Genomic DNA, 24570 nt, shown 5'->3' with positions numbered 1-24570 from the left:
ACACGATGAGGCGTGATAAATCCTATCGGCTTAAATGTAAATTCCTCCATCTCCACCGATCATGGCCTACGGCAAGAACCAGCAAGGCCACTGATCGGATAATTATTTTAAGTCGATCGATTTTTACTTTATTTAACGGCGAATATGCATCTATTTGAATGATACTGACGCAAATATAACAATCCTACTCATCATATTCACGGTAAAGTGCGTTTTCTATTTAATAAAACGGCATAAGCTATTTCTACAATATTTATGGTGGTGGGAGATTTCAATGGAACAAAATGGTTTTAGTCGCAGAGACTTATTGAAACTGATCGGCGCAGCTGCCGGTACATCCGCTATGTATCAAGCTATGGTCACCCTGGCCCACGCCAATGACAGCGACTTCATTGCTCCGCCTGTTTTGTCGGGCGCCCCGAAAGGAGCAAAGGTTATCATATTGGGTGCGGGAATAGCCGGTCTTGTCAGTGCTTATGAGTTACGAAAAGCCGGATATGATGTTCATGTTCTGGAATATAATAATCGCATGGGCGGACGCTCATGGGCGATACATGGCGGTGACAAATATACTGAACTGGGCGGCTTCGAACAGGAATGCAAATTCGATCCTGGTTTGTACATTAATCCAGGGCCTTGGCGCATACCATATCACCATCAAGGGTATCTGCATTATGCACGCACGTTTAATGTCAAGATGGAGCCTTTCAATGCCGTGAATGGCAATGCCTATCTCCATTCAAGCAAAGCATTTGGTGGCAAGCCGCAACGCTACCGGCATATTCTGGCCGATTATAACGGGCAGATGGCCGAGCTTTTGTCCAAGGCTGTCAACCAAGACGCCTTGAACGATAGTGTGAATAAGGAAACGCAGGAACTCTTATTGGAATCTTTGTGCAATTGGGGTGCGTTGGACAAAGACTTTCGCTACACCGCCGCTACAGCGGCTGCACAGCGTGGCTTTGCACAAGATCCCAATGCGGTAAGCGACGGGATACCGGCTGAACCGATAAAGCTTGATGATATTCTGACATCGCGCCTATGGGAAACGCTCAACCTGCCTTTTGCCTATGAATACGGCCCCGCTATCTTTGAACCTGTAGGCGGTATGGACGCACTGCCGAAAGCAATGTCGAAGCAATTAAGCGATATCGTCACGTTGAATGCACGGGTTAAAAAGATCATTCAGGCGGAAAACAGCGTTACTGTTACCTATGAAGACGTCACGCAGCAAAATGCCGAAAAAACCGTTACGGCAGACTATTGCATATGCACAATTCCCTTTTCCATCCTGTCGCAACTGGAACATAATTTCAGCGATGCCATGGAAGCGGGCATTGCAGCCGTACCCTATGCTCCAAGCTTCAAGGCCGGTGTACAATTCAAGCGGCGCTTCTGGGAAGAAGATGAGGATATCTATGGCGGCATCACATTTACCGATCTGCCAATAGGACAGATGTCGTATCCTAGCACCGACTTTCTTTCCAATGGAAAAGGCGTCGTTTTATGTTCCTATTTGTTTGGCGTTCAGGCGTTTGAATTTTCCAGTTTGACGCTTGATGAACGTTTGAAAAAAACGATGGAATCCGTCGTCCAAATTCATCCGAAAGCAAGGGAAGAGTTCGACAATGGTGTAACAATGGCGTGGCACCGTTCGCCCTTTACCCTAGGCTGTTATGGTCTTTGGACCAACGAAACGCGTGCCTTGCATTTCAAAAATGTATCCACAATGGATCGGCGTGTTGTACTTGCAGGCGAGCATATATCCTATATTCCTGCCTGGCAGGAGGGCGCCATTCTGTCTGCAATGGAAGCGATACGCCAGCTTCATGAACGGGCTGTAAATGCACAGTAAGCGGGAGGATGAAATGTTGAAGCGAATATTTTATAGCATACTGTTTCTAAGCTTTGGCAGTTTGGGAGCATGGGCAGACGGTGTTGGTACAACCGGGCCCTCACAGTTTCCACAACAGACCGGTAAAGAATTGTTTGCCAATATTTGCCAGTCCTGCCATATGCCCGATGCAAAGGGTGCAACGGGTGCCGGCACCTATCCGGCACTGAGCAAAAACGAAAATCTGCGTTCCTCCATGTATCTGGCTTATGTCATTATGTATGGCCGCCACGGAATGCCCGGTTTCGGCGGCGTATTGGACGATGCGCAAATTACCGAGCTTGTGAATTATGTCCGCAGTTCGTTTGATAATCATTACCAGGATCCTGTCACCGAGGCCAATATCAGCTCCATCCGCAAACCGGATTATGAATATGTTGATATGAATTAGCCAATCGGGTGTGGAGGCTGCCATAGGCAGGGATGGAGTCACAGTTGCTATGAAAAAATTTGTTTTATCTCTCATCGGAATTTGTCTTTTAGTGTTTGTCGGTTTGCTGGGCTTTGCTTTGTGGCCAACCAAAACGCCTGTTCTTACAGCAGATAATGATGCGCTTCATCAACCCGACATCATAGCAAAGGGACGCTATCTTGCGGTTATCGGCGATTGTGCTGCCTGTCACAGCCAAAAAGGTGAGGAAGCCTTTTCCGGTGGTGCGGCCATTCAGTCGCCTATCGGTGCGATGTACGCTCCCAATATTACGCCAGACGAAACCAATGGTATCGGCGCTTACACCTTGAACGAATTTGCCCGCGCTTTGCGCAATGGCATTCGAAAAGACGGTGTCACTCTTTACCCGTCAATGCCCTACCCTTCGTTTTCGCGATTAAGCGATGATGATATCAAAGCTCTCTTCGCCTACTTCCGATATGATGTTTCCGCATCCGATCGTCCGCGCATGAAAGATGGAATTGCCTGGCCTATGTCTATCCGGTGGCCCGTGGCTATTTGGCGTAAGCTCTATGCACCCCAGGCAATTGCTTTTGACACTTCCGATTATGCCGACAGCAATATCGCACGTGGAGCTTACATTGTGCAAGGGCTGGGCCATTGCGGTACATGTCATACGCCGCGCGCGCTGACATTGCAGGAAAAGGGTTTGAGCGAAAAAACCGCCACCTACCTGACGGGAAACACACTCATTGATGGCTGGGTAACGACAAACTTACACAACGACAGCAATGGTCTTAAAAATTGGACGGAACAGGATATTGTTGCCACACTTTCGAGTGGCAGAAATCCGCATGGCGTTGCCATTGGCAAACCAATGAACGACATGATCACCCGTAGTGGCAGAAATTGGAGCCAAGAAGATCTGAATGCCGTTGCTGTCTATTTGAAATCCCTGCCCCCATCCACGAAAACCCAAAGCGGTTTTTCGATCGATAATTTGGCAACAACTACGCAAACCAATAGTGATATTGCTTATCTTTATCAGAAAAACTGTTCCTCATGTCATGGCCGGAATGGCGAGGGTATGGGTGGTATATTCCCGCCTTTAGCGGGCAATCCCACTGTCATCGCGCCCGATGCTCAATCGGTTGTCAGACTGGCTTTGAACGGCTATAGCGCACCGGAAAACTACGGCAAACTTGTGCCGTTGAGTATGCCTTCTTTTGCGTCGAGATTATCTGACGAAGACATTACAAACATCGTCAACTACATACGCAACCATTGGGGAAATCATGCCCCGCAAGTGGGAAGCGCAACGGTGACAAAACTACGAAAAGCCTATCCGGTTTCACATTAGAATGCTTAGGCTGTAGTTAGAATTAACCGTAGCCGAAAGCGCGACGAAAAACTGCAGTGTGGGTGGCGAAACCTGCACTGCCTTTATCCGTGTTTCCATAGCGCCGGTAACAATGTCATCCGAACATTTTGAACCCGCATATCTGACGTGCAACATGACAAACTCCAATTGAACTTGAGACGATTAGAGCGCGAGCGGCCTTCATCCCAAAAAAAGCGCTTCGCCTCGTTCAACCATTGGTTCGGTTTTCCGCCGGCATTATTCATAAGCAATAGATACGGCAAAACATTTCACAACGCTTGACACGAAAATCGAAACGGATAAAAACGTAACATTATAACGTTACGGATTCACTCATGCCAAAAATCATTTCACAACGCCTTTTATCCATCGATGCCATGCGTGGCTTCGTCATCATCTTGATGTTGCTCGACCATGTTAGAGAAACATTCTTTCTGCATCAGCAGGTGGCAGACCCTATTGATGTTCAGAATACTGCATTCTCGCTATTTTTCAGTCGTGAGCTCGCGCATATATGTGCGCCGGTTTTTGTTTTGCTTACCGGTGTTTCTGCAGCTCTTTACGGACAGAAGGTCCAATCGACGAAAGCGGTTTCCGGCTTTCTTTTGAAACGCGGATTACTCCTCGTCATTTTTGAACTCACTATCATTAATTTTGCCTGGACTTTCCAATTTCCGCCCACGGTGGTCTATCTTCAGGTCATTTGGGCAATCGGCCTCAGTATGATGGCGCTTTCAGCGCTTGTCTGGCTAGACAGGAAAACCATTGCTATAATCGGTCTCATCATCATCGCGGCGCACAATCTGCTCGACGGGATTCATTTCTCACCCGATTCCGCCCTTTATATTCCTTGGGCGATCTTGCATGACCGCTCTTGGATTGAATTTGGTGAAGCCTTTAGAATGCGAACATCCTATCCTGTTTTACCATGGATCGGGATCATCGCTATCGGATACGCAATCGGGCCGATTTTTTCCAAGACTGTTAGTGCTGCAAAACGCCAACTTTGGCTGACAACGACGGGTATAGCCTGCGTCATCGCCTTTTTCCTTATAAGGCTTCTCAACGGCTATGGTGAAAAACATTGGCAAACAGGGGAAAACCTGACACAGACCGCGATGAGTTTTTTCAACATCACGAAATATCCTCCGTCACTGCTGTTTGTGCTACTCACCCTCGGGCTCGGTTTTATCCTTCTCGCGGTCTTCGAGAAATACCAGCTCTCAAAGCCGATTGGCTGGCTCGCCGTCTTTGGCAGCGTACCGATGTTTTTCTATATATTCCATCTCTACGTTTTGAAATTTCTCTACATCATCGCAAGCGCCATCTGGGGATTGAACCAAGGCAAATATTTTGGCTTTGATTCCATTCATTCGGTTTGGCTCTGTACCGTCATTCTCGTGATTTTGCTCTATTTTCCAGTCCGCACATTTGCCCGCTTCAAGGCAAGGCGGCGTGATTTGACCTGGCTGAAATATTTTTGATTGCGATAACTTGAACAGTGATGTCAGCAGTGAAACCCTCGTGCGTTACACATTCGCGCGAGGGCTCTTTCCACTGCCCATATCTTAGGCTATCGTCACCCGATCAAAGAGGAGTTTTACTATGGCATCTATCCGCACCGAAACCGATACCTTTGGCGCAATCGACGTTCCAGCCGATCATTATTGGGGCGCACAAACGGAGCGCTCTCTCCATAATTTCAAGATTGGCGGCGAGAAGCAACCTATCGCGTTGATACACGCGCTCGGCATTGTCAAAAAAGCGGCAGCGGTTTCCAATATGAAAGCGGGCAAGCTGGCGCCGGAAATCGGCAAGGCCATTATTGCCGCCGCTGATGAGGTTATCGAAGGCAAGCTCGATGATAATTTTCCTCTGGTTGTTTGGCAGACGGGGTCGGGCACGCAGACAAATATGAATGTCAACGAGGTGATTTCAAATCGTGCCATTGAGATGCTCGGCGGGGAAATGGGCTCCAAAAAGCCTGTCCACCCCAATGACCATGTCAATATGAGCCAGTCCTCAAACGATTCTTTTCCAACCGCCATCCATATTGCCACAACATTGCAAACGGTAAACAAGCTTTTCCCCGCCATCGACCATCTGACGATCGCTTTGAAGGATAAAGAAAAGCAATTCGACAAAATCATTAAAATCGGTCGCACACATACACAGGATGCGACACCAGTCACCTTGGGGCAAGAATTTTCAGGTTATCGTGCTGCTTTGGAACATAACCGTATCCGTATCGAAATGGCTTTGCAGGATGTGGCCAAGCTTGCACAGGGTGGCACAGCAGTAGGCACGGGCCTCAATGCACCTATCGGCTTTGACGTTGATTTTGCCGAGGCTGTGACAGATATAACCGGTGTTCCATTCAAGACAGCGGAAAACAAATTTGAAGCTTTGGCAAGCCATGGTGCGATTACAAATTTCCATGGCAGCCTGAATGCCTTGGCGACAGATCTTTTCAAGATTGCCAATGATATCCGTTTTCTGGGATCAGGCCCCCGCTCCGGCCTTGGAGAACTGAGCTTGCCCGAAAACGAGCCGGGTTCATCCATCATGCCAGGCAAAGTAAACCCGACACAATGCGAAGCCATGACCATGGTTGCCTGTCAGGTATTTGGCAATGAAACGACCGTGACCGTTGCTTCTAGTCAGGGCCACTTTGAACTGAATGTTTTCAAACCGGTTATTGCCTATAATGTGTTACAGTCCATCACCATCCTGTCAGATTGTATGGTGTCTTTTGCTGACCATTGCGTCAAAGGCATCAAGGCAAACGAAAGCCGTATTCATGATTTGATGGAGCAATCTTTGATGCTGGTAACCGCTCTGGCTCCGGCTATCGGTTATGATATGGCGGCAAAAATTGCCAAGACAGCGCATAAAAACGGCACAACATTACGCGAGGAAGCTTTAAACGCCGGCGTGTCCGAGGCCGATTATAATCGTCTGGTTAAGCCGGAAGACATGATCCATCCAAAATAGAACCAAGCTGTTTTGATTTTGTCTAACCGAAACCGTGCAGGATTTTTCCCGCACGGTTTTTCTACAAGTATCCGTTGAAAAGGTTGCATGACGTTTTCGTTCGCGAAATACATAAAAAGGATACTTGGAGTAAAGCCATGCCTCTATCCAAATCGGATACACTCCAAAAAACAGCATGGCGCATCGGGCATAATATATCCGCCGTTGTCGTTGAGCCAATTTCAAGTCCGCGGCGTTCCCCCTATGGACGCAGGCAGCAATGCTCGTCGGTTTGTGTATGTCTCTTCATCCAGCATTCAAATTAGAACAGACAATCTCGTGGACTGTCTATTCTGCTACTATAATTGCCTTTGTCAAAAACCCGATGGTCTTAACTCTCAACGCGGCTGCGTTTTTTGATGTAGAAGATAACAGCCAACAGAACGATGATCGCGACGGCCATACCACCCCAAAACAGCATTAACAGCGGTGTTGCCGAATAGTTTGGCTTCATCTTTCGCAAATCAGAGACTTGCGACTTGTTTACCTTGGCATCAGGGTTACCCCAATTCTGTAAAACGTAATTTGCCAGTGATGCAATTTGTGTATCATCCATGTCCTTGTTGTAAGCTGGCATAAAAGCATCAACTTGACCGGTATGACGTGACACGCCATTTAAAATGGTCAGCACCAAATTGGATGGATCGGCAGCACCAACCGCGGAATTGTGAAACAGAGCCGGATAATAATTGCCAGCGACGCCCGAACCACTTGGCTGATGGCAAGACGCGCAAGCATTGTTGAAGAGAACTGCGCCGTCGGTGGTCGATGTATCGCTCGCATTCCCGGTGATGGCCGTTTCTACGTTGAGTTCCTTATTTTCAACAGCTGCGAAGAATGCCTGATCTGTCTTGCCAAACAGGGCGTAATCAGCGGCAACCGGCTCGCCATAGTCTGAACGAGACTGTTTTTGTGCTGGATCAGCAACTGGCGTCAGCGAGCGCAGATATTTGACCACTGCTTGCAAATCGGCATCTGTAAAATATTGGGTGCTGTCTTCAACTGCTTCAGCCATATCCCCCGCGGCCGAGCCTTTCCCAACGACCTTGCCTGTATGGAGGTAAGCTATAATTTGTTCATCCGTCCAGCTTCCTATACCGGAAATCTTGTCGGGTGTTATGTTGGGAGCATGCCATCCACCTGCACTCGAACCAGCAAGATGTTTGGATGTATCAAGCCCCATCATAAAATTGCGCGGCGTATGGCAAGTACCACAATGCCCCAACACATCAACCAGATAACGACCACGGTCAATATCACTTTCGCCTGCTGCATGGTTCGAGCCGGAACGCATGTTGAACAAGTTCCATCCAATCATCAACAGTCTGATGTTAAAAGGAAATGACAGTTCTGTTTTGGGTGCTGCTTCGTCTATAGGCTTCGTCGTTTGTAAGTAAGCATAGAGTGCGCTTGCATCATCATCCGTCATGGCATGGTAAGCATCATACGGCATAGCGGGATAAAGCCGACCTTTGGTCTTGCTGATACCATCTCGCACAGCCTTTGCGAATTCGGCTTCACTCCAATTACCAATGCCATATTGTTTGGAAGATGAGATATTGGCTGAATAGACCGTACCAAATGGCGTGCCCACAGCATATCCGCCGGCAAATGGTTTTGCCACATCTGCCGTATGGCAAGCCACGCAATCGCTGGCACGGGCGATATATTCGCCATGTGCAATCTTGTCTTGGCTGTCCTGAGCAAAAGCACTGCCGGACAGCGCAAGTATGGCCGCCAATGACATGAGATAAGGCTTCATTTTATACCTCCCTTGCGATGATTTCTGCACTACGCAGCGCCAACGCTACACCGGTCATTGTTGGATTGTTTACACCGACGCTCGGCATGATACCCGTGGTCGACAAGAACAGATTGTCGTGATCAAACGTACGTCCTTCAGAATTCACAACAGAGTCCTTTGGATCATCTCCCATGATGAGACAACCTGCTGGATGGTCGCGGTTTTCCCAAACATCATCAGTCAGGCTGAACACATCACCTTCAAAAATTTTGAGGAAGGTCCTATAATCCTGAAGCGCAACCTCTGCACCCGCCCGCACGTAATCATCAACGGCGAAATGGATGGACATTTGTGGTAGGCCGAACATATCCTTGCTCTTGCTATTTAACGTCATCCGGTTTTCAGGATGTGGCAAAAGCTCGAAATTGGATGAAATCTCAACCGTTCGTGCCGAATAATGGCGGATTTTTTCATCCAGCTCCTGCCCGACAATGCCCTGTTTCAACAACCAGTCAGTTACAGCCGGATTTGACACATAGTTGCCTATTTCGTGGCGGATTGCGCTTCGCTGCTTACGAAACTCGCCATCGCGCCATTTCATAATATCGCCTTGCTGCACCGGCCCACGACCGGGCCAAAGCGGATCCTTGGCGAAGAATACCAAGCCATGACCATTATTATCCATCAAGTTGCGGCCGACCATATCCGACGAGTTTGCCACGTCGGACAGGAGCAGAAGGCGAGCGGTTTCCAGTGTATGCGCTGCCACCACAAAATATTTTGCCGTCAGTCGGGTCGATTTGCCGTCTGGAGAAAAATAATGAACGGCAGAAATCTTTCCACCTTCGCCTTTTTCAAGCTTGTAGGCGCGGGCATTTTCAATAATCTTTGCCCCCGCTTGTTCAGCCTTCGTTGCGTGCCGGTCACCGCTATATTGAGAACCGATAGGGCATATAGGCGAACAATTGTTATTTCCCACACATGCCGGACGCTCTTCATAAGGCACGGTAGCCCGTCCGTTGGGCTGATAGGTAAAGGGATAGCCATGTTGCGCCAGTTTGTCCTTGATGGTCTGGCTTGAATAGCTATAAACCTGTGGCGGTATCGGAAAAGGCTGCTTACGAGGTGGATAGGTGCCACGACCGTGGCCGCTATAATCTTCCTCACTATCGCCAGAAACTCCAAGTTCCATTTCCGCCATGTGATAGTAGGGTTCAAGATCGTCATAGCTGATCGGCCAATCTCGCCCGACACCATAGGTTGACTTCATCTTAAAATCGTTAGGCAAATTTCTCCAGCAAGCCCCGCCCCAATGCCATGTCGTGCCGCCAACAAGACGAAGCTGTCCCGGCAGATAGACTTGTGGACCGGTATTTACAATATAACCTTCCTCATAAGAAGTCGGTGCCCATTTTTCAGAAGGATAAGGGTCGTTTCGGTTTCCACCGTTGGAATAGACATTGCCGCTGGAGCGGAAGTTCTGCAATATTTTCCAGCGCGGCACCCGCGGTCCCGCTTCAAGAATAAGCACCGATTTGCCAGCGCGGGCAAGAAGGTTTGCTGAATTGCTACCAATAATACCCGAGCCGATAACAATCACATCTGCATCATAATTTTCCATAGGTAAAATCCCGATTGTTAAGGTCAGTCATTTGAAAGTGTGGATGGTGTTGCCCGCCAATAACCAGGCCCGCCGCGCGCATAGGTTGGGAGAACCGTCACATCAATCGTCGGGCTCCACATCAAAGCTTGAGAATAGGTTATGGGGATTGCTTTATTCAATTCGCTGCTGCTGTTGATATCACCGACGCGCCCCAGATAGAAAGCCGATATAATATCGATGATTGTGCGTCGGTGGCCGGCATCAGCAAAAATTTCGGATGTTTTCAAGGTCTCGATAGACCGTTCCGCCGTTTTCTGGAGTGCCACATTCAATGCCCAGTAACGGTCTTCGAAATCCGCCATTTTGGTTGTCAGTGCAATCCACGCTTGTGAAACAACGCCTCTATTTAAATCATGTTTTCCAACCAGCATACGACTGACTTCATCGAAATTTACCGGCTCTGTGTCGGTTACTAAAGCGGCAGACGCCTTTTTCAAAACACCGGGAACGAAACTAACGGTAACCGTTGCAAGCAAACCACCGAAAAGCAATTGGCGGCGTGATAATAAACTGCGACCATCGTGGCTGAGATTGGTGTCTTGCGACCTGTTCGTAATCATGAAGCGTGTTCCTCACTTCTTTATAATAACTCTAAAGAAGAGGGGTACACCTTGTATTAAATTGATACAATCGATCGAAGCTCATGTCACATGAAAGTGTAGTCGAGTTTAGAGCCCGATCGCAGAAAACCGGCTATCCATGATACTTCAATCATATGTGATAAGCCGGCTTTCAATGGATCGGAAACATGCAAATAGAAAGGTTGAAAGTAGAAGGCTTGCAAGTATATGCACCAAATTACGATGAAAAATACTTTCATGCAAATACATTGGCTTCATCTCAAGACATGCGCATTTTCTTCGGTAAAATGAAGCGGCTCTTTGAAAAGCTTGCACCGTTGATACTCGACCTATCTTCCTACGGTCAGGACTTATTAATTTGACTGATATGGCACAATAAACAGCAAAGAGATGCGCGAGGGAAAGCGAAAGCCAAGTTTTATACCCGGGTGAGCTTTTCTAGCATGCGGATTGAAGCTGTTTTTGTGTCCCTTCGGGATATGGTGAATTTTGCTGATAATTTTGCCGAAGCCCCTCGAAAATATTCATATTTCCTGCGGCTTTTCTCCTCGTTCTCAACAAGATTTCCTCATACCATTTCCTTCAAATGAATAGGTCCTGACCCTAGTGTTCCTCAAACTTTCGATAGATCTCTGCCTCTACTCCTTTGGGGTCACGATTGGCACGCTCGGCCTGTTTCGGATCGAACTCACCACATATTTTAGCCGTGACGATCGCCGCTACACAATTGCCTGTAACGTTACATGCGGCAACAGCCATGGACATGAACCGATAGACACCAAAAACGAGTGCCAAACCTTCAATGGGTAAAAAGCCCGATGCCGTCACTGTGGCGGCAAAAACAACAAATGTTCCGCCTGACACGGTTGCCGCACCTTTGGAGGTGAGAAGCATAATGGCCATCAAACCCGCCAATTGTTCCCATGTCATGGGTGCATGATAAACGTGGCTGATAAAGACAACCCCCATGCTCATGAAGATGGATGTGCCGTCGAGATTAAATGCATATCCCGTAGGCAAGACCAAACCGACGGTTTGCTTCGACGCTCCATAGCCCGGTAATTTTTCCAGAAATTTTGGCAAGACACTCTCTGATGAGGCTGTTCCCAGAACAACAATCAATTCATCTTTGATATAGCGCAATAGGCCGAAGAGGTTAATCTTGAACAGCAAACAAACAGAGCCCAAAACAATGATGATAAAGGCTATGACTGCAAGATAGAAAGCGATTACCAACCAAGCCAAAGCGATCAGAATATCAGTACCATTCGATCCCACGGCATAAGCGACGGCACCGAAGGTTCCGATAGGGGCTAACCGCATGATTAGATGGATAAACTCAAAAAACGCATCGGAGATTGTCGCTAAACCACGCTCGATAGGTGCCCGTTTTTCTGTCTTGAGGGATAGCAATGCCGCACCGAAAATGATCGAGATGACGAGCACCTGCAATAGCTCGCCCTGCGCAAAAGCTCCCACAAAATTTTCAGGAAATATATTCAGGAAAAAATGCATGAACCCGGTATGGGATTGTTCAGCCTTTTGGGCTGCTGCCAATGCAGCTTTAGTGGCAGTTTCTGAAGCCATAATCTCACCAACACCGAGACCGACACCCGAAAGATAAGCACAAGCCAAACCAAACACGATGGCGATGGTCGAAACGATTTCGAAATAAATCATCGCCGTCAGACCGACCTTCCCCACCCTTTTGAAATCACCCGCAGCGGCTATGCCCGCAACGACGGTCAAAAATACCAGCGGCGCAACAGCGGTCTTGATCAGACGCAGAAAAATATCGCCAAGTATTTTGAGTGAAGCAGCCCATTCAGGAAAAATGACACCTGCCAGCGCTCCGAGAACCATGGCAATAATGACTTGAAAGCCCAAGCCTTTCCACAATGGCTTTTTGCTTTTTTGGGGTACAATTGTACTCATATCCTCAACCATGAAACATATCTCCTCCGATATGTGTGTAAATTAGGAATAAAGGTTTAGAAAAACGTCTTGGGGTATTGGCACTGTCCGCCGATAGCATTTCCAGCAAAAGTTGGATCGCTTTTGCATCGGACAATACAATCAGGCGATGGATCCGGTGCCAATTTCCAGCCCATATAAAGTGGGTTTCCTCACGAGCGGTTTCCGAAAAGTGTGAAACGGTTTGCGAATAAGAAACCGCATAAAACAAACGATGAGAGCAGAACCATAATTCAATGTAAAATGATCTGCTCTAGACTTTTTTGAGCTTCAGCAGCCGGTCAACCATTTCGCCGCTCAATCCTAAGTAGTTCTTTGGATCACATGCCTGCTCGATAAAAGCTGCACCACCGATATCAGTGACAAGCTTCGTATCCTGTTTTAAGACATCCACCAAATGGCGTTTTTCCTCTATCGCCACCTTACATGCATCATAGACGACATCATGGGCCTTCTGCCTGCCGATCTTGGGAGCAAGCGACATCATCACGGCTTCACCAACAATAAGGCCATGCGTACGATAAAGGTTTTCATGCATGCGTTCCTCATGCACAACAAGGCCATCCAGCATATAATGGGCTTGGGCAAGCGCTGAAGAAGACAAAATGAAACTTTCCGGCAGCGAAATCCATTCCAAATGCCACGGGCCTGTTGCACGTTCAAAATCGTGAATCATACCATCGAGCCCGGCAGCAACATGCTGGCGTACAGACTTAGCCACGGCCAGCATCAACTCACATGCTATGGGGTTGCGCTTTTGCGGCATGGTTGAAGAGGCGCCGCGACCACGGACAAATGGTTCTGATAATTCGCCAAATTCGGTCGAAGCCATTAACATGACGTCGGTAGCAATTTTGGCGAGCGAGCCCGTCATCAGACCCAAAAACGTCAATGTTTCGGCAATACCATCACGGGCAACATGCCAGGTCATCTCCGGTTGAGCCAAACCAAGCTCTTGGCAAAATTCAGCCTGAATTTTCAAGCCATCCCTGCCAACTGATGCAAGTGTACCGGCAGCTCCGGCAAATTCCCCAAACAGGACACGTTTTTTTAATTGCTGCAAACGCTCCATATGGCGGTAAAACGGGCTAAGCCAAACGGCAACCTTATAACCAAAGGTGATGGGCAGAGCCTGCTGCAAATGGGTACGTCCTGCCATCGGTGTATCGCGATACCGCAATGCCAGATTTTCCAAAACCTTGCAGATATTTGTCAGGTCAGTTTCAACGATCTCCAGCGCATCACGTATCTGCAAAACATTGGCGGTATCCATAATGTCCTGGGTCGTTGCGCCCCAATGAACATAGCCACCGGCATCACCTGCCGCCTCGCTTAATTGATGAACCAAAGGCAAAATCGGATAGCCGACAATTTCTGTTTCTTTGCGCAACCGTTCAAAATCTATCTGAATGGTTTTGGCCGCCGCATCAATGGCTTTACCGGCTTTCATCGGGATAATACCAAGCGTTGCTTGTGCTCGGGCCAAGGCGGCTTCAGCCTGCAGATAATAGTCCACGAGTTTTTCGTCGGAAAAAATTGTTCTCATAGGCTGTGTACCGAACATATCGCGGTACAAGATTGAATCAATAACGCTGCTTGCCATGGTTTTCTCCTCACTTTGTTCGTACAATAATTATTGTTCGTACAAAGTCAAGTAGATGCCTGCAATCTCTAGAATATCGTTACAAAGGTGCTAAAAATCTTCCAGTGCATGTCCGGTTCACATTTCGCAGATAATTCGCTTCTGCCCTTTGGTTATCGCGATTCTTATATGATATGAGCGGGATACAGGATTGATCCGGTGGAGCTATTCTGCCGCTTATGTGCTTCAAACTCTTCGGGAATTGCTCTATATCCAAAGCATAGCGATTAACGCCAAAAGGGGATTCTGCTTGAAACGATATGAGGAAATTCTGGAAAAGATCGCCGCCGGCATTCGTGAAGGCGTGTATCCTCTTGGTACGACTTTGCCGAGCGAACCTGATCTTGCAAAGAAAATGGGGGTTAGCAGATCTACTATACGTACGGCCTTGAGCGAGCTACAAAAACTCGGTCTCGTAACGCGCCGTCCTTCAACCGGAACCCGTGTAGAGGCCACCGTTCCCAAACAAACGAATGCGGGATATGCCTACCGCATCGACTCGATCGAGGCACTTATTGCCTATGCATCAGCCATGCCACGCGAAATTTTAGAACTAGATGATATCGTTGCAGACAATACACTGGCATCCCTGATAGGCCGGCAACCCGGCTCGCGTTGGGTTCACATTGCCCATTTACGACGCACCAAAGATGATCCACAAGCCACGCCGTTTTGCTGGACAGATATTTATATTGACGGGCGATATAGCCAAATTATACGCGACAATTTACAAGATCACGATGGCGCACTATCCAACTTGATTGAAACCCACGCCGGACGCAGGGTGAGCGAGATTGAACAGATCATCGAAGCCGATTTCATGCCCGAAAGCTTGGCCGGTATATTTGGTGTAAAACCCAATTCTCCTGCTCTCAAGATACAGCGCCGTTATTATTTCACAACCAAAGAACTGATACAGTTTTCAGTCAGTTTTTACCCAGCCGGACGATATGCTTATACGTCGCGGCTGGTTCATGATGTCGGATGACGCTACGCTTTCATCATCACGTGATAACGGTCGGCTTGTCACGCTGAAGCTGCTTTTTAAGGTCAACAAGTTTGTCGGCGGCCACAATCAGCATTGCCAAAGCTTCCTGCGGGTCGTCATCCTGTTTGAGCGGATCTGCTTCATAATGCTCCATGTAGATACGCACCGTTGCCCCTGCTGTACCAGTACCAGAAAGTCGATAGACCAGACGCGCACCGCCTTTAAAGAAGATACGGATCCCTTGATGCTCGCTGACCGAGCCGTCAATCGGATCGTGATAGGCAAAATCGTCCGCCCGCTCGATCTCCAGGCCAGCCACTTCCAAACCGGCCAGAACAGGCAGCCGGTCGCGCAGAGCATCAATCATCCGTTTCGCTGCATCAGCATCGACTTCCTCATAATCATGACGTGAATAATAGGAACGCCCGAAGTCGACCCAATGTTGCTGGACAATCTCGCCCACACTTTTGCCAGTCGCGGCCAGAAGATTGAGCCAGAACAGAACAGCCCATAAGCCATCTTTTTCACGCACATGATTGGAGCTTGTGCCAAAGCTCTCTTCACCACAGAAGGTGACCTTTCCAGCATCCAGAAGATTGCCAAAGAATTTCCAGCCCGTCGGCGTCTCAAAGATATTTAAACTTAATTTCCTCGCAACATGATCGGCCGCAGCACTGGTGGGCATCGACCGCGCAATACCGGAAATTCCATTTCTATAAGCTTTGATCTTGGTTGCATTCGCAGCCATGATCGCCAAGGAATCCGATGGTGTTACAAATTGTTTCCAACCAATAATAAGATTGCGGTCACCATCACCATCGGATGCCGCACCAAGATCAGGCCCGTTATCTGACATCATCAATGCATACAAATCATGGGCATGGACGAGGTTCGGGTCTGGATGATGCCCGCCAAAATCCGGTAGTGGAATGGCATTCATCACCGTACCGGATGCCATCTTCAATCGGTTTTCAAAGATCTCTAGCGCGTAAGGCCCGGTTACGGCATGCATGGCATCGAATTTGAATTTCAAGCCGCCGGCTATTGCTTGCCGGATAATATCGAAGTCAAACAATTCTTCCATCAATTCCGCATAATCTGCTACCGGGTCAATAACTTCGACAATCATCGAGCCAATGCGGCTTTCGCCTAACCGGTCCAGATCAACATCAGCGCCATCATCAATCTTGTAAGCGGTGATTGCTTTGGACGCCTCAAACATGGCTTTGGTCAATCTTTCCGGTGCGGGACCGCCATTACCAATATTGTATTTGATACCGAAGTCACCTTCCGGGCCGCCGGGATTATGGCTTGCGGAAAGGATAATGCCGCCATGGGCATGGTATTTACGAATAAGATGCGAGGCTGCCGGTGTCGAGAGGATGCCCCCCAGCCCAACCTTTACCCGGCCAAAACCGTTTGCAGCCGCCATCTTCAAGGTTTTTTGGATGACTTCACGGTTGAAATATCGGCCATCGCCACCTAAAATCAGCAATTGCCCATGAATATCACCTGCACTATCGAAAATGGACTGGATGAAATTTTCAGCATAGTTTGCTGTCTGAAAGACCTTGACCTTTTTGCGCAAACCCGACGTCCCGGGATTTTGGTCGGTAAAGGCAGTTGTTGAAATTATCTGAATAGCCATTTTTTCACCATCTGATCAAATATAATGTCAATCTAATGCGATTAGTCATGAATATCGAGTGTTAAATTATCATTCTTCTGTGTGTTGTGCTTGCAACTGCGGGTTCAATCCCTTACCTTTCAGCTGTGAATTCCGGCGCACATCAATGCCTTTCTGGCAGTATTTTCAAATCAAAACAGGAGCATATTAATGATCGGAAAAAAAGTTCCAAATGTGACATTTCGTACCCGTGTACGTGATGAATCTGTTGGCGGTCCGAACCCTTTTCGTTGGCAAGATGTCACGAGTGATGACTACTTCAAAGGCAAGCGCGTCATTCTTTTCTCGCTGCCGGGTGCTTTCACGCCGACTTGCTCGACATTTCAATTGCCGGATTTTGAGAAACTTTATCCGGAGTTCAAAGAAGCCGGTATCGACGAAATTTATTGCCTTTCGGTCAATGATGCGTTTGTCATGAATGCATGGGGCAAGCAGCAAGGCTTGAACAACGTCAAGCTTATTCCAGATGGTTCTGGCGAATTTACCCGCAAAATGGGCATGCTCGTTTGCAAGGATAACCTCGGTTTCGGTATGCGCTCTTGGCGTTATGCAGCTATTATCAACGACGGTGTCGTTGAAAAATGGTTTGAAGAGGAAGGCTATTCTGACAATTGCGAAAGCGATCCTTATGGTGAATCATCACCGCAAAACTTGTTGAAAGCTCTCAAGGGCTGAGTTTAAAACCAAAGCTCCCCGTCATCAGGGGAGCTTTTTATCATTGACGAGGATGACATGGACATCACACTCCATCTGGATGAGAAGACGAAGCAGGCGCTGCAGCAATATCTGGGCAAGCATCAATCATGGAACGATGAAGCTGCTGTTGCAGAATATTTCGTCAAAAAATCCTTGCAGGATGCAGGACTCTTGGAAAACGAGCCGGGTGTGGGGACCAAGCCGGAAAAACTGAATTCCAGCAATGATGACTAAGTTTTCATGACAGATTTACCAGACCCCGTAGCCTTAGCAAAACACCGCCTGCGCCGCAGATTTTTTATCCTACTGGCTCTCGCTATCATACTGATCGCCCTCCTTGTCTGGATGACGTTGGCCGTACTTGATGCCAATGGTATCGACGCTTTTGATGCGATCGTCTGATTGCATTCTGCCATCACCATAGGGCTTCGATGCATCGCGCATCTTGTATTGGATCTAAGAAGCCCCTCACACTTTTGAGATAGATAACTGCGAAACAATTAAGGGTCGATGCGTAAGGTGATAGCGCAACAAAGCGCTAAACGCATAACGGCACAATGAGACGCTTACCGTCGACCTTATTGACTGTGCGAACCCAACATCAACAAATCAGACACACAATTGGAGTTTGACCATATGCAAATCTTCAAAAAAGACTTTTAGAGCGCTTTTTGATCTGATTGGATCAGATCGTTGCTCTACTCCACTGGTTATGCCGCCTTTTTATCCGATAGGAGCAGGATAAAGAATTATCCGGCGAACCATTTTTCCCCTTGGATGCACTGCACACTTTTCGCAAAACGCTCTAGAGCAAATCTTCTTTTTGTTGGGGAATGGATTTGCTCCAGATTTTCTATTTGTCGAATTGTCCAACGAAAAAGCTCATTCAACTTTTTCTGGAAATGCTCTATGCGACCGCTTGCCCGATACGCGCGATCACATCCCTGATCGCAGGATTATCAGCGCGGCGGGTCGCCGATACAAGGCAGGCTTGCGACTTCAAGATCACACCATCTTGCAAAATTTTCAGCTTATTAGCGGTCAATGTTGCGCCTGTCGATGTGATGTCGACGATCATATCGGCAGACCCAGCCGCCGGAGCGCCTTCGGTTGCGCCCAAGCTTTCGACAATGCGATAAACCTGTATGCCATGTTTTTGGGAAAAGAACTGCTGTGTAAGACGCCAGAATTTTGTAGCAATCCGCAAACGACGGCCATGACGCTGACGAAACTCCGCTGCAACGTCATCCAAATCTGCCATTGTTACGACATCATGCCAAACCTCCGGCACGGCCACGACAACATCGGCATGACCAAAACCAAGGGGTACTTCCACCTTGACGCGCTCATCTGGATGAGCAAGCGTTTCATGGATAAGATCCTGACCTGTCACGCCCAAATCAACATTGCCATAGCCGAGTTCGCGGGCAATTTCAGAAGCTGACAAAAACAAAATTTCAAGTTCAGCGGCATTGGCCACTTTGGCCCGATAATTGCGATCATCATCGGGGAGAACAATCTCATAACCGGCGTCCGTCAGGATGGACAATGCTTTATCTTTCAATCGTCCTTTTGATGGCAGGGCCAAGGTTATTGTCATCGTACGTCCCCTTTTCCATCAAGCCAGATACTATGGTTCAAACGGTCAAGCCAGATGGAAAACCCTACCGCCGGAATTGGGCCTTTTGCACCCAACATCGTCATCAAACGATCGTAACGTCCGCCACCGACCACAACCTGATCGCCGCGCCTTATCTCATAGACAAGTCCGGTATAATAATCGAGCGGACGTCCAAACGCCGCGTCATACTCGATTGTCTGCAAATCAATCCCTGCTTGGGCAAAAGCGTGGTTGCGGGCCTGGAATGCTGAAAGCAGCGGCTCAATTTCAAGGCCGTTCTTTTTACCAAAATCAGTAAGCGCCTGCTCTGCCCTGCCTAACGGGACCCGGATCGTCAAAAACTCTTCAAGGGCTTTCAGTGCCGCTGGCGCCAACCGCGCAAACGATAATTGCTGTTTTTCCAAAAGGCGTTTGGCAATTTCCATAGGGTTGCGGCCGGCCGAAGGTGAAATTCCCGCTGCGAACATCTCTTCCTCAAGATGGGCAACAAGAGCGGTTTCATCTTGTGCATTGACGTAGGCAGCCAATGCGTCGGGTAAAGGTTGCGCACCTTTCTCGCAAGCGATGTCTTCCATCACACTGCGCAGCTGCTTGTGATTGCCGAATGCACGCAACAGTTTTTTCTGCCAACCGGCAGCAAGCCCGAGTGCATCAAGCATGGCAGCAAATACCGACTGGTCGCCCAAAATGATATGCTGATCTTGCAGCGGCGGATTAAGCGCCAAAATGTCCAGTGCGTCGCGTAATGAACGAGCATCAGCTTGCGCTTCATGCCCATCACCCAGATCTTCTATACCTGCTTGATGAAAACCGCTGTCTCCTTGGCGGTTTTGCCTAAAAACCTCGCCAATATAGGCATATTGCCGCGGTGTTGCCGCTCCCGTCGCAATATGCTGGATGCATACGGGGATGGTGAATTCCGGCCGCAAACACAGGCTATCGCCATTTTCATTTTCGGTCATGAAAATACGACGGCGCAAATCTTCTCCTGCCATATCCAGAAACGGATCAGCCGGTTGCAAAATCGGTATGGAAACAGGCATCAGCCCCTTTTGTGCAAAAAGGCTTTCAATGGCTGTTGCCGTCAATTCACGCTGTGTCATATCGCTTTCCGATGTTGGGTTTAACCGTCCAATTGCGCACGAAGGATGTCTTGCACAGTTTCAACCAGCTTCGTCTCGGCAACCGTCACCTGAGCGGGACGGCTTTCGCGCCATGTCTGGTTATCCTCGATCTCGGCGGAAAGGCGCGCACCCTCCACCAGATCCTTGATTTGTACCATGCCTTCATCGCGTTCCTGCGAACCCTGAATGATTACGCAAGGCGCATGGCGGCGGTCGGCATATTTCATTTGTGCTTTCATGCCTGAACCACCAACATAAAGCTCGGAACGGATACCGGCAGCACGCAAGTCTGCGACCATCCGTTGATAGCGCCCCAAAGCTTCCCGGTCTTTATCCATAACAAGGACGACAACCGGACCGGTATCGGTATTAAGTTCGAGTTTGCCCAAATTTTTCAACGCTGTCATCAAACGCGACACGCCGATGGAAAATCCTGTAGCTGGAACCGGTTCACTGCGGAATCTTGACACCAAACCGTCATAGCGGCCACCACCGCCGACGGAACCGAAGACCACCTTCTGTCCATCTTCATTGACGACATCGAACAACAGCTCGACTTCAAAGACCGGGCCGGTATAATATTCCAGCCCGCGCACAACAGACGGGTCGATTTTGACCCGTTCCTGATAACCAGCGGCCATGAACAAGGCCTGCATATCTTCCAATTCGCCCACACCTTCGAGGCCGCGGGCGCTGCCTTCAACCACTTTGAGCAGATTGGCAAGGGTTGCTTCACCTGTATCGGCACCGGCCGACGTGAATGCCATAACTCGCGCGATCGCTTCATTGGAAAGCTCTGCGCCCTTGGTGAAATCACCGCTTTCATCAAGGCGGCCTTTGCCCAAAAGAAGCTCGACGCCTTGCGGCCCGAATTTATCCAGCTTGTCGATGGCGCGTAAAACTGTAAGGCGTTTTTGCGCATGCGCGTCGCCAGAAAGGCCAATGAGCTCCAAAACACCGTCGAGGATCTTACGGTTGTTAACGCGCACCGCATAATCGCCGCGCGCAATCCCAAGCCTTTCCATTGTATCTGCTGCCATCATGCAGATTTCTGCATCGGCCGCGACCGTCGGCGTACCGACAGTATCGGCATCGAACTGCATAAATTGGCGGAAACGACCCGGTCCCGGCTTTTCGTTGCGGAATACCCAGCCGGCGCGATAACTGCGATAGGGCTTGGGAAGCGTTTCATAATTCTCGGCAAAGTAGCGGGCAAGCGGCGCGGTCAGGTCATAGCGCAAGGACATCCATTGCTCATCATCATCCTGAATGGAAAACACACCGGCATTAGGACGATCCTGATCAGGCAAAAACTTACCCAATGCATCCGTATATTCAAAAATGGGGGTTTCTACCGCTTCGAAGCCATAAAGCTCGTAAACTTCGCGGATGATCGACATCATTTTTTCGGCAGCACGCAGTTCCGCGCTCGTGCGATCGACGAAACCACGAGGTAAGCGCGCTTTGGTTTTTTCCTGTTTGCCTGTCATTTGTCTAATACCGCCAGATTCTTTTGCCAGATTTTCTTCAATGAGTTGAGGCGTTTTAGCCCATTGCATTCAAACCGGCAAGGCTTGGTGCCGGTTGGAACGAGCAAGAATTTCAGGAAATACAAGTATTTTCAAGATGCTTCGACAAGGCTATCGGCAAAATTTGCCATATCCCGCAGGGACACAAAAAACAGCTTCAATCTGCATGCAAGAAAAGCTCATACCTCAGTATACCACTTGGCTTTCGCTTTCCTTCGCGCATTTCTTTGCTGTTGAGAGCGGTTGCCGATTGATGTGAATCATCAATCGGATAAGATACCGCGACAAATCAAAAGCTTGAGACGCGCCAGCCGGATCGCATCAGGTCGAAAAGCGCTTTAATGTGGCATAACGTTCAACTAGGTAGGTCCCGCCCCTAGTTCCAGCGCGCAAACGGATCTTTCAAAAACTGCCATTTTTCTGGAACGAACTCCTCATCCTCGACAAGGCACTCATCGAGACAGCGGGTAAGAAAAACCTCGTCCATGGGATCACATCCGATGAAAACAATCTCCTGTCTTCTATCGCCCCACATATCATCCATGTGCTGCGCCATGGCCTGATGCCATTCAGGCGTGTCCGGCCAATAGTTCTTTGGTACTCCCGACCACCAGCGTCCACGTTTTTCTGTGCGTATCTGGCCGCCGGCCTGACTGAGTTCTGCAACATCCGAAGGACGTGTCGCCAGCCAGAAGAAACCTTTCGAGCGGATAATGCCTGGCCATGAACTATTGATGAAATCGTGAAATCGTTCTGGATGAAAAGGACGCCGACGACGATAGACAAAAGAGCGAATGCCATATTCCTCGGTTTCGGGAACATGGTCGGCAAAACCATAAAGTTCTTTTACCCACAACGGGTGATTGGCGACCTCGTCGAAGTTGAACATATGGGTGTTAAGGATTTGCCCGGGTGAGACGCGGCCAAAATCTGTCTCGATGATTTTGGCATCGGAGTTGAGAGAGCGGATGATCTTAATGGCAATAGCGCGGTTTTCTGTCGTCGTTAAACTGATTTTGTTTAGAATGACGATATTGGCAAACTCTATCTGGTCGACAAGAAGATCGACAATGGTGCGCGTATCGTTATCACCTGCTGTCTCGCCATGATCGCTCAAAAAATCCGAACCAGAGTAATATTGCAGCAGAGAATGGGCATCCACCACCGTGACCATCGTATCCAGCCGAACAAGATCTGACAGACTTCTGCCCTCCTCATCACGCCAGTCAAACGTTGCGGCAACCGGCATAGGCTCCGCGATACCGGTCGACTCGATAATGAGATAGTCAAATCTTTGCTGCTCGGCCAATCGTCTCACCTCCTGCAGCAGATCATCGCGCAATGTGCAGCAGATGCAGCCATTTGTCAGTTCCACAAGCTGCTCTTCTGTGCGCGACAGTTCCGCCCCCCCCTGACGCACCAGCTCAGCATCAATATTGATCTCGCTCATATCGTTGACAATTAACGCCACCCTCAAACCACTGCGATTATTCAAGATATGGTTGAGAACCGTTGTCTTTCCTGCCCCCAAAAAACCTGAAAGCACCGTTACCGGCAAACGTTGTTCCTTTACCATTGTCCACATTCCTTTTCGACACGCATTTTGCGTTTATGTAATGTAATAACATAACGTTGTCGAGTAGGTTTTATCGCTTATTCTTTTCTGTCAACAATGGTGGGATGCCCTTGCTATTTCGAGATCGATATTGTTGCTATAGCTACAAAGTTCGCCATCGCGTCGGACAGCGTTAACAGGGGGAAGCGCGCAATGTCTTGGAAATATCCTTTAACAATCGCTTTATGTCTATCTATCTCCGCCTGTGCAAGCAAACCAAAAAAGGACATGAGTGGCGAGGAAGCCATCAAGGTCGCGCAGACACATATAGTAAGCGGCGGCTCCGCTATTGCAATCCGTTTGACTTATGAGGGTGAACTCTGTCGCGTGGCCATTGTGCGCCTACGAAAGGTCATCAATGGAAAGCTCGATGAGAAGAACTCGACAGTCCTGTCGGCCGGTAGTTCCAACTATCAAGTTGCCGGTTTGTCGGACAAAGCTATCAGTCAAGACAAATTCCTTTTTAATAAGGTGACCTTTGAGAAACGCTTCGCAGAACTCACAAACACAAAAATCTCACAAGCGTTTAAGCCGATAGCGGCAGGTGATTATCTCCTGACAAGTGCACGATGCAACACAACCCGCAATATGACGGTTGGCATGGGCGAAGATATGGAAGATATCATTGTCAAAGCCTTGTTCAATCCGAAGAAGAAACCGCTTCTGGGCCTGAATTTCATCCATATAGGCAATGGAGAGCTTGTGGATGCTGGAATTCTAGAGCTTAAGCATTTGCCGGAAACGATGAGATCAGCACCCAGTAATGGCGCTTTTGTCATGGCGTATCCTGCAACCGCACGGTTCCAAAATGCACTGGATGAAAAATTTCCTGAAATCACAGCACGGATCAAATTTACCCGATTTGATATGAACTTGGAACTCATGTCAGAATTGATAAAGAATATGGCCGCTGCTGAATAAAACGCATAATAAGCTTGTTTAGCCAATGCTATGCTTTGTTATAGGAAATGGCTATCTGCATAGTCCAACGACAAAGGCTGGAATCA

Annotated in this window: 22 protein-coding genes; 11 read left to right on the top strand and 11 right to left on the bottom strand. The window is 48.5% G+C overall.

Going from position 1 to position 24570, the window contains the following annotated elements; translation table 11 throughout:
• Positions 1-274: 274 nt before the first annotated feature.
• Genes ACYSNS_RS13835 through ACYSNS_RS13825 form a run of 3 tightly spaced genes read left to right on the top strand, consistent with a single transcriptional unit; the run spans position 275 to position 3645 of the window.
• A complete protein-coding gene (locus tag ACYSNS_RS13835) occupies positions 275-1855 on the top strand; it encodes a flavin monoamine oxidase family protein (RefSeq protein ID WP_461723761.1) in 1581 nt (526 codons plus the stop codon).
• 13 nt (positions 1856-1868) lie between these two features.
• Positions 1869-2285 carry a c-type cytochrome gene (locus tag ACYSNS_RS13830; RefSeq protein WP_461723760.1) on the top strand — a complete coding sequence of 139 codons (417 nt, stop codon included), beginning with the start codon at positions 1869-1871 and terminating at the stop codon, positions 2283-2285.
• 49 nt (positions 2286-2334) lie between these two features.
• Positions 2335-3645 carry a c-type cytochrome gene (locus tag ACYSNS_RS13825; RefSeq protein ID WP_461723759.1) on the top strand — a complete coding sequence of 437 codons (1311 nt, stop codon included), beginning with the start codon at positions 2335-2337 and terminating at the stop codon, positions 3643-3645.
• Here the strand turns inward: ACYSNS_RS13825 and ACYSNS_RS13820 are convergent.
• Positions 3637-3801, bottom strand: coding sequence for a hypothetical protein (locus tag ACYSNS_RS13820; RefSeq protein ID WP_461723758.1), 165 nt, complete (start codon positions 3799-3801; stop codon positions 3637-3639). The genes ACYSNS_RS13825 and ACYSNS_RS13820 overlap by 9 nt on opposite strands.
• 200 nt (positions 3802-4001) lie before the next feature.
• Between ACYSNS_RS13820 and ACYSNS_RS13815 the strand changes: the two genes are divergently transcribed.
• Positions 4002-5150, top strand: a complete 1149-nt coding sequence (locus ACYSNS_RS13815) for a DUF1624 domain-containing protein (RefSeq protein ID WP_461723757.1) — start codon at positions 4002-4004, stop codon at positions 5148-5150.
• A gap of 121 nt (positions 5151-5271) precedes the next feature.
• A complete protein-coding gene (fumC, locus tag ACYSNS_RS13810) occupies positions 5272-6660 on the top strand; it encodes a class II fumarate hydratase (RefSeq protein ID WP_461723756.1) in 1389 nt (462 codons plus the stop codon).
• Positions 6661-7030: 370 nt separating this feature from the next.
• Here fumC and ACYSNS_RS13805 read toward each other — a convergent pair whose 3' ends face one another.
• From ACYSNS_RS13805 to ACYSNS_RS13795, 3 genes are read right to left on the bottom strand one after another with little or no spacing between them, the layout of a single operon-like run.
• On the bottom strand, positions 7031-8461 hold the full coding sequence (locus ACYSNS_RS13805; protein WP_461723755.1) for a c-type cytochrome: 1431 nt from the start codon (positions 8459-8461) through the stop codon (positions 7031-7033).
• Position 8462: 1 nt separating this feature from the next.
• Positions 8463-10064 carry a GMC family oxidoreductase gene (locus ACYSNS_RS13800; protein ID WP_461723754.1) on the bottom strand — a complete coding sequence of 534 codons (1602 nt, stop codon included), beginning with the start codon at positions 10062-10064 and terminating at the stop codon, positions 8463-8465.
• Between the two features lie 23 nt (positions 10065-10087).
• Positions 10088-10666 (bottom strand): sugar dehydrogenase complex small subunit, encoded by a 579-nt coding sequence (locus ACYSNS_RS13795; RefSeq protein WP_461723753.1) that lies wholly within the window; start codon positions 10664-10666, stop codon positions 10088-10090.
• A 188-nt stretch (positions 10667-10854) separates the two neighbouring features.
• Here ACYSNS_RS13795 and ACYSNS_RS13790 point away from each other — a divergent pair, with 188 nt between their 5' ends.
• Entirely contained in the window at positions 10855-11049 is a 195-nt protein-coding gene (locus tag ACYSNS_RS13790; protein ID WP_461723752.1) for a hypothetical protein, read from the top strand.
• A 241-nt stretch (positions 11050-11290) separates the two neighbouring features.
• Here the strand turns inward: ACYSNS_RS13790 and ACYSNS_RS13785 are convergent, their stop codons facing one another.
• Both ACYSNS_RS13785 and ACYSNS_RS13780 read right to left on the bottom strand, forming a co-directional pair.
• The gene (locus tag ACYSNS_RS13785; protein WP_461723751.1) at positions 11291-12634 is read right to left on the bottom strand and encodes a cation:dicarboxylate symporter family transporter; all 1344 of its coding nucleotides are present in this window, start codon (positions 12632-12634) and stop codon (positions 11291-11293) included.
• A 280-nt stretch (positions 12635-12914) separates the two neighbouring features.
• Entirely contained in the window at positions 12915-14264 is a 1350-nt protein-coding gene (locus tag ACYSNS_RS13780) for a class-II fumarase/aspartase family protein (RefSeq protein WP_461723750.1), read from the bottom strand.
• A gap of 289 nt (positions 14265-14553) precedes the next feature.
• On the opposite strand from ACYSNS_RS13780, the gene ACYSNS_RS13775 reads away from it, so the two are divergent.
• Positions 14554-15291 carry a GntR family transcriptional regulator gene (locus ACYSNS_RS13775; protein WP_461723749.1) on the top strand — a complete coding sequence of 246 codons (738 nt, stop codon included), beginning with the start codon at positions 14554-14556 and terminating at the stop codon, positions 15289-15291.
• A gap of 16 nt (positions 15292-15307) precedes the next feature.
• On the opposite strand, the gene ACYSNS_RS13770 is transcribed toward ACYSNS_RS13775, so the two are convergent.
• The gene (locus ACYSNS_RS13770) at positions 15308-16939 is read right to left on the bottom strand and encodes an alpha-D-glucose phosphate-specific phosphoglucomutase (RefSeq protein WP_461723748.1); all 1632 of its coding nucleotides are present in this window, start codon (positions 16937-16939) and stop codon (positions 15308-15310) included.
• Positions 16940-17128: 189 nt separating this feature from the next.
• Between ACYSNS_RS13770 and ACYSNS_RS13765 the strand changes: the two genes are divergently transcribed.
• Genes ACYSNS_RS13765 through ACYSNS_RS13755 form a run of 3 tightly spaced genes read left to right on the top strand, consistent with a single transcriptional unit; the run spans position 17129 to position 18076 of the window.
• Positions 17129-17653: a redoxin family protein gene (locus tag ACYSNS_RS13765; RefSeq protein WP_461723747.1), complete on the top strand. Its 525-nt coding sequence runs from the start codon at positions 17129-17131 to the stop codon at positions 17651-17653.
• A gap of 57 nt (positions 17654-17710) precedes the next feature.
• The gene (locus ACYSNS_RS13760) at positions 17711-17908 is read left to right on the top strand and encodes a hypothetical protein (RefSeq protein ID WP_461723746.1); all 198 of its coding nucleotides are present in this window, start codon (positions 17711-17713) and stop codon (positions 17906-17908) included.
• A gap of 6 nt (positions 17909-17914) precedes the next feature.
• Positions 17915-18076, top strand: a complete 162-nt coding sequence (locus ACYSNS_RS13755; protein ID WP_461723745.1) for a hypothetical protein — start codon at positions 17915-17917, stop codon at positions 18074-18076.
• Between the two features lie 505 nt (positions 18077-18581).
• On the opposite strand, the gene hisG is transcribed toward ACYSNS_RS13755, so the two are convergent.
• From hisG to ACYSNS_RS13735, 4 genes are all read right to left on the bottom strand, one after another.
• Positions 18582-19274, bottom strand: coding sequence for an ATP phosphoribosyltransferase (gene hisG, locus ACYSNS_RS13750; RefSeq protein ID WP_461723744.1), 693 nt, complete (start codon positions 19272-19274; stop codon positions 18582-18584).
• Positions 19271-20398 carry an ATP phosphoribosyltransferase regulatory subunit gene (locus tag ACYSNS_RS13745; protein ID WP_461723743.1) on the bottom strand — a complete coding sequence of 376 codons (1128 nt, stop codon included), beginning with the start codon at positions 20396-20398 and terminating at the stop codon, positions 19271-19273. Before ACYSNS_RS13745 ends, hisG begins: the two co-directional genes overlap by 4 nt.
• Before the next feature lie 20 nt (positions 20399-20418).
• Positions 20419-21909, bottom strand: coding sequence for a histidine--tRNA ligase (gene hisS / locus ACYSNS_RS13740; protein ID WP_461723769.1), 1491 nt, complete (start codon positions 21907-21909; stop codon positions 20419-20421).
• Between the two features lie 415 nt (positions 21910-22324).
• Positions 22325-23524 carry a GTP-binding protein gene (locus tag ACYSNS_RS13735; protein WP_461723742.1) on the bottom strand — a complete coding sequence of 400 codons (1200 nt, stop codon included), beginning with the start codon at positions 23522-23524 and terminating at the stop codon, positions 22325-22327.
• A 192-nt stretch (positions 23525-23716) separates the two neighbouring features.
• Between ACYSNS_RS13735 and ACYSNS_RS13730 the strand changes: the two genes are divergently transcribed.
• Positions 23717-24484, top strand: coding sequence for a hypothetical protein (locus ACYSNS_RS13730; protein WP_461723741.1), 768 nt, complete (start codon positions 23717-23719; stop codon positions 24482-24484).
• Positions 24485-24570 lie beyond the last annotated feature (86 nt).

This window comes from Bartonella sp. LJL80 (genome assembly GCF_054871565.1).
This window is presented reverse-complemented; position numbering and strand designations above follow the sequence as displayed.

What these genes read in the sequence shown, in the direction of transcription:
- fumC (WP_461723756.1), top strand. Translation starts at nt 5,272, where the DNA reads ATGGCATCTATCCGCACCGAAACCGATACCTTTGGCGCAATCGACGTT.
- ACYSNS_RS13790 (WP_461723752.1), top strand. Translation starts at nt 10,855, where the DNA reads ATGCAAATAGAAAGGTTGAAAGTAGAAGGCTTGCAAGTATATGCACCA.
- ACYSNS_RS13770 (WP_461723748.1), bottom strand. Translation starts at nt 16,939, where the DNA reads ATGGCTATTCAGATAATTTCAACAACTGCCTTTACCGACCAAAATCCC.
- ACYSNS_RS13835 (WP_461723761.1), top strand. Translation starts at nt 275, where the DNA reads ATGGAACAAAATGGTTTTAGTCGCAGAGACTTATTGAAACTGATCGGC.
- ACYSNS_RS13785 (WP_461723751.1), bottom strand. Translation starts at nt 12,634, where the DNA reads ATGGTTGAGGATATGAGTACAATTGTACCCCAAAAAAGCAAAAAGCCA.
- ACYSNS_RS13805 (WP_461723755.1), bottom strand. Translation starts at nt 8,461, where the DNA reads ATGAAGCCTTATCTCATGTCATTGGCGGCCATACTTGCGCTGTCCGGC.
- hisG (WP_461723744.1), bottom strand. Translation starts at nt 19,274, where the DNA reads ATGACAATAACCTTGGCCCTGCCATCAAAAGGACGATTGAAAGATAAA.
- ACYSNS_RS13800 (WP_461723754.1), bottom strand. Translation starts at nt 10,064, where the DNA reads ATGGAAAATTATGATGCAGATGTGATTGTTATCGGCTCGGGTATTATT.
- ACYSNS_RS13730 (WP_461723741.1), top strand. Translation starts at nt 23,717, where the DNA reads ATGTCTTGGAAATATCCTTTAACAATCGCTTTATGTCTATCTATCTCC.
- ACYSNS_RS13830 (WP_461723760.1), top strand. Translation starts at nt 1,869, where the DNA reads ATGTTGAAGCGAATATTTTATAGCATACTGTTTCTAAGCTTTGGCAGT.
- ACYSNS_RS13815 (WP_461723757.1), top strand. Translation starts at nt 4,002, where the DNA reads ATGCCAAAAATCATTTCACAACGCCTTTTATCCATCGATGCCATGCGT.
- ACYSNS_RS13735 (WP_461723742.1), bottom strand. Translation starts at nt 23,524, where the DNA reads ATGGTAAAGGAACAACGTTTGCCGGTAACGGTGCTTTCAGGTTTTTTG.
- ACYSNS_RS13745 (WP_461723743.1), bottom strand. Translation starts at nt 20,398, where the DNA reads ATGACACAGCGTGAATTGACGGCAACAGCCATTGAAAGCCTTTTTGCA.
- ACYSNS_RS13780 (WP_461723750.1), bottom strand. Translation starts at nt 14,264, where the DNA reads ATGGCAAGCAGCGTTATTGATTCAATCTTGTACCGCGATATGTTCGGT.
- ACYSNS_RS13760 (WP_461723746.1), top strand. Translation starts at nt 17,711, where the DNA reads ATGGACATCACACTCCATCTGGATGAGAAGACGAAGCAGGCGCTGCAG.
- ACYSNS_RS13795 (WP_461723753.1), bottom strand. Translation starts at nt 10,666, where the DNA reads ATGATTACGAACAGGTCGCAAGACACCAATCTCAGCCACGATGGTCGC.
- ACYSNS_RS13820 (WP_461723758.1), bottom strand. Translation starts at nt 3,801, where the DNA reads ATGTTGCACGTCAGATATGCGGGTTCAAAATGTTCGGATGACATTGTT.
- hisS (WP_461723769.1), bottom strand. Translation starts at nt 21,909, where the DNA reads ATGACAGGCAAACAGGAAAAAACCAAAGCGCGCTTACCTCGTGGTTTC.
- ACYSNS_RS13765 (WP_461723747.1), top strand. Translation starts at nt 17,129, where the DNA reads ATGATCGGAAAAAAAGTTCCAAATGTGACATTTCGTACCCGTGTACGT.
- ACYSNS_RS13825 (WP_461723759.1), top strand. Translation starts at nt 2,335, where the DNA reads ATGAAAAAATTTGTTTTATCTCTCATCGGAATTTGTCTTTTAGTGTTT.
- ACYSNS_RS13755 (WP_461723745.1), top strand. Translation starts at nt 17,915, where the DNA reads ATGACAGATTTACCAGACCCCGTAGCCTTAGCAAAACACCGCCTGCGC.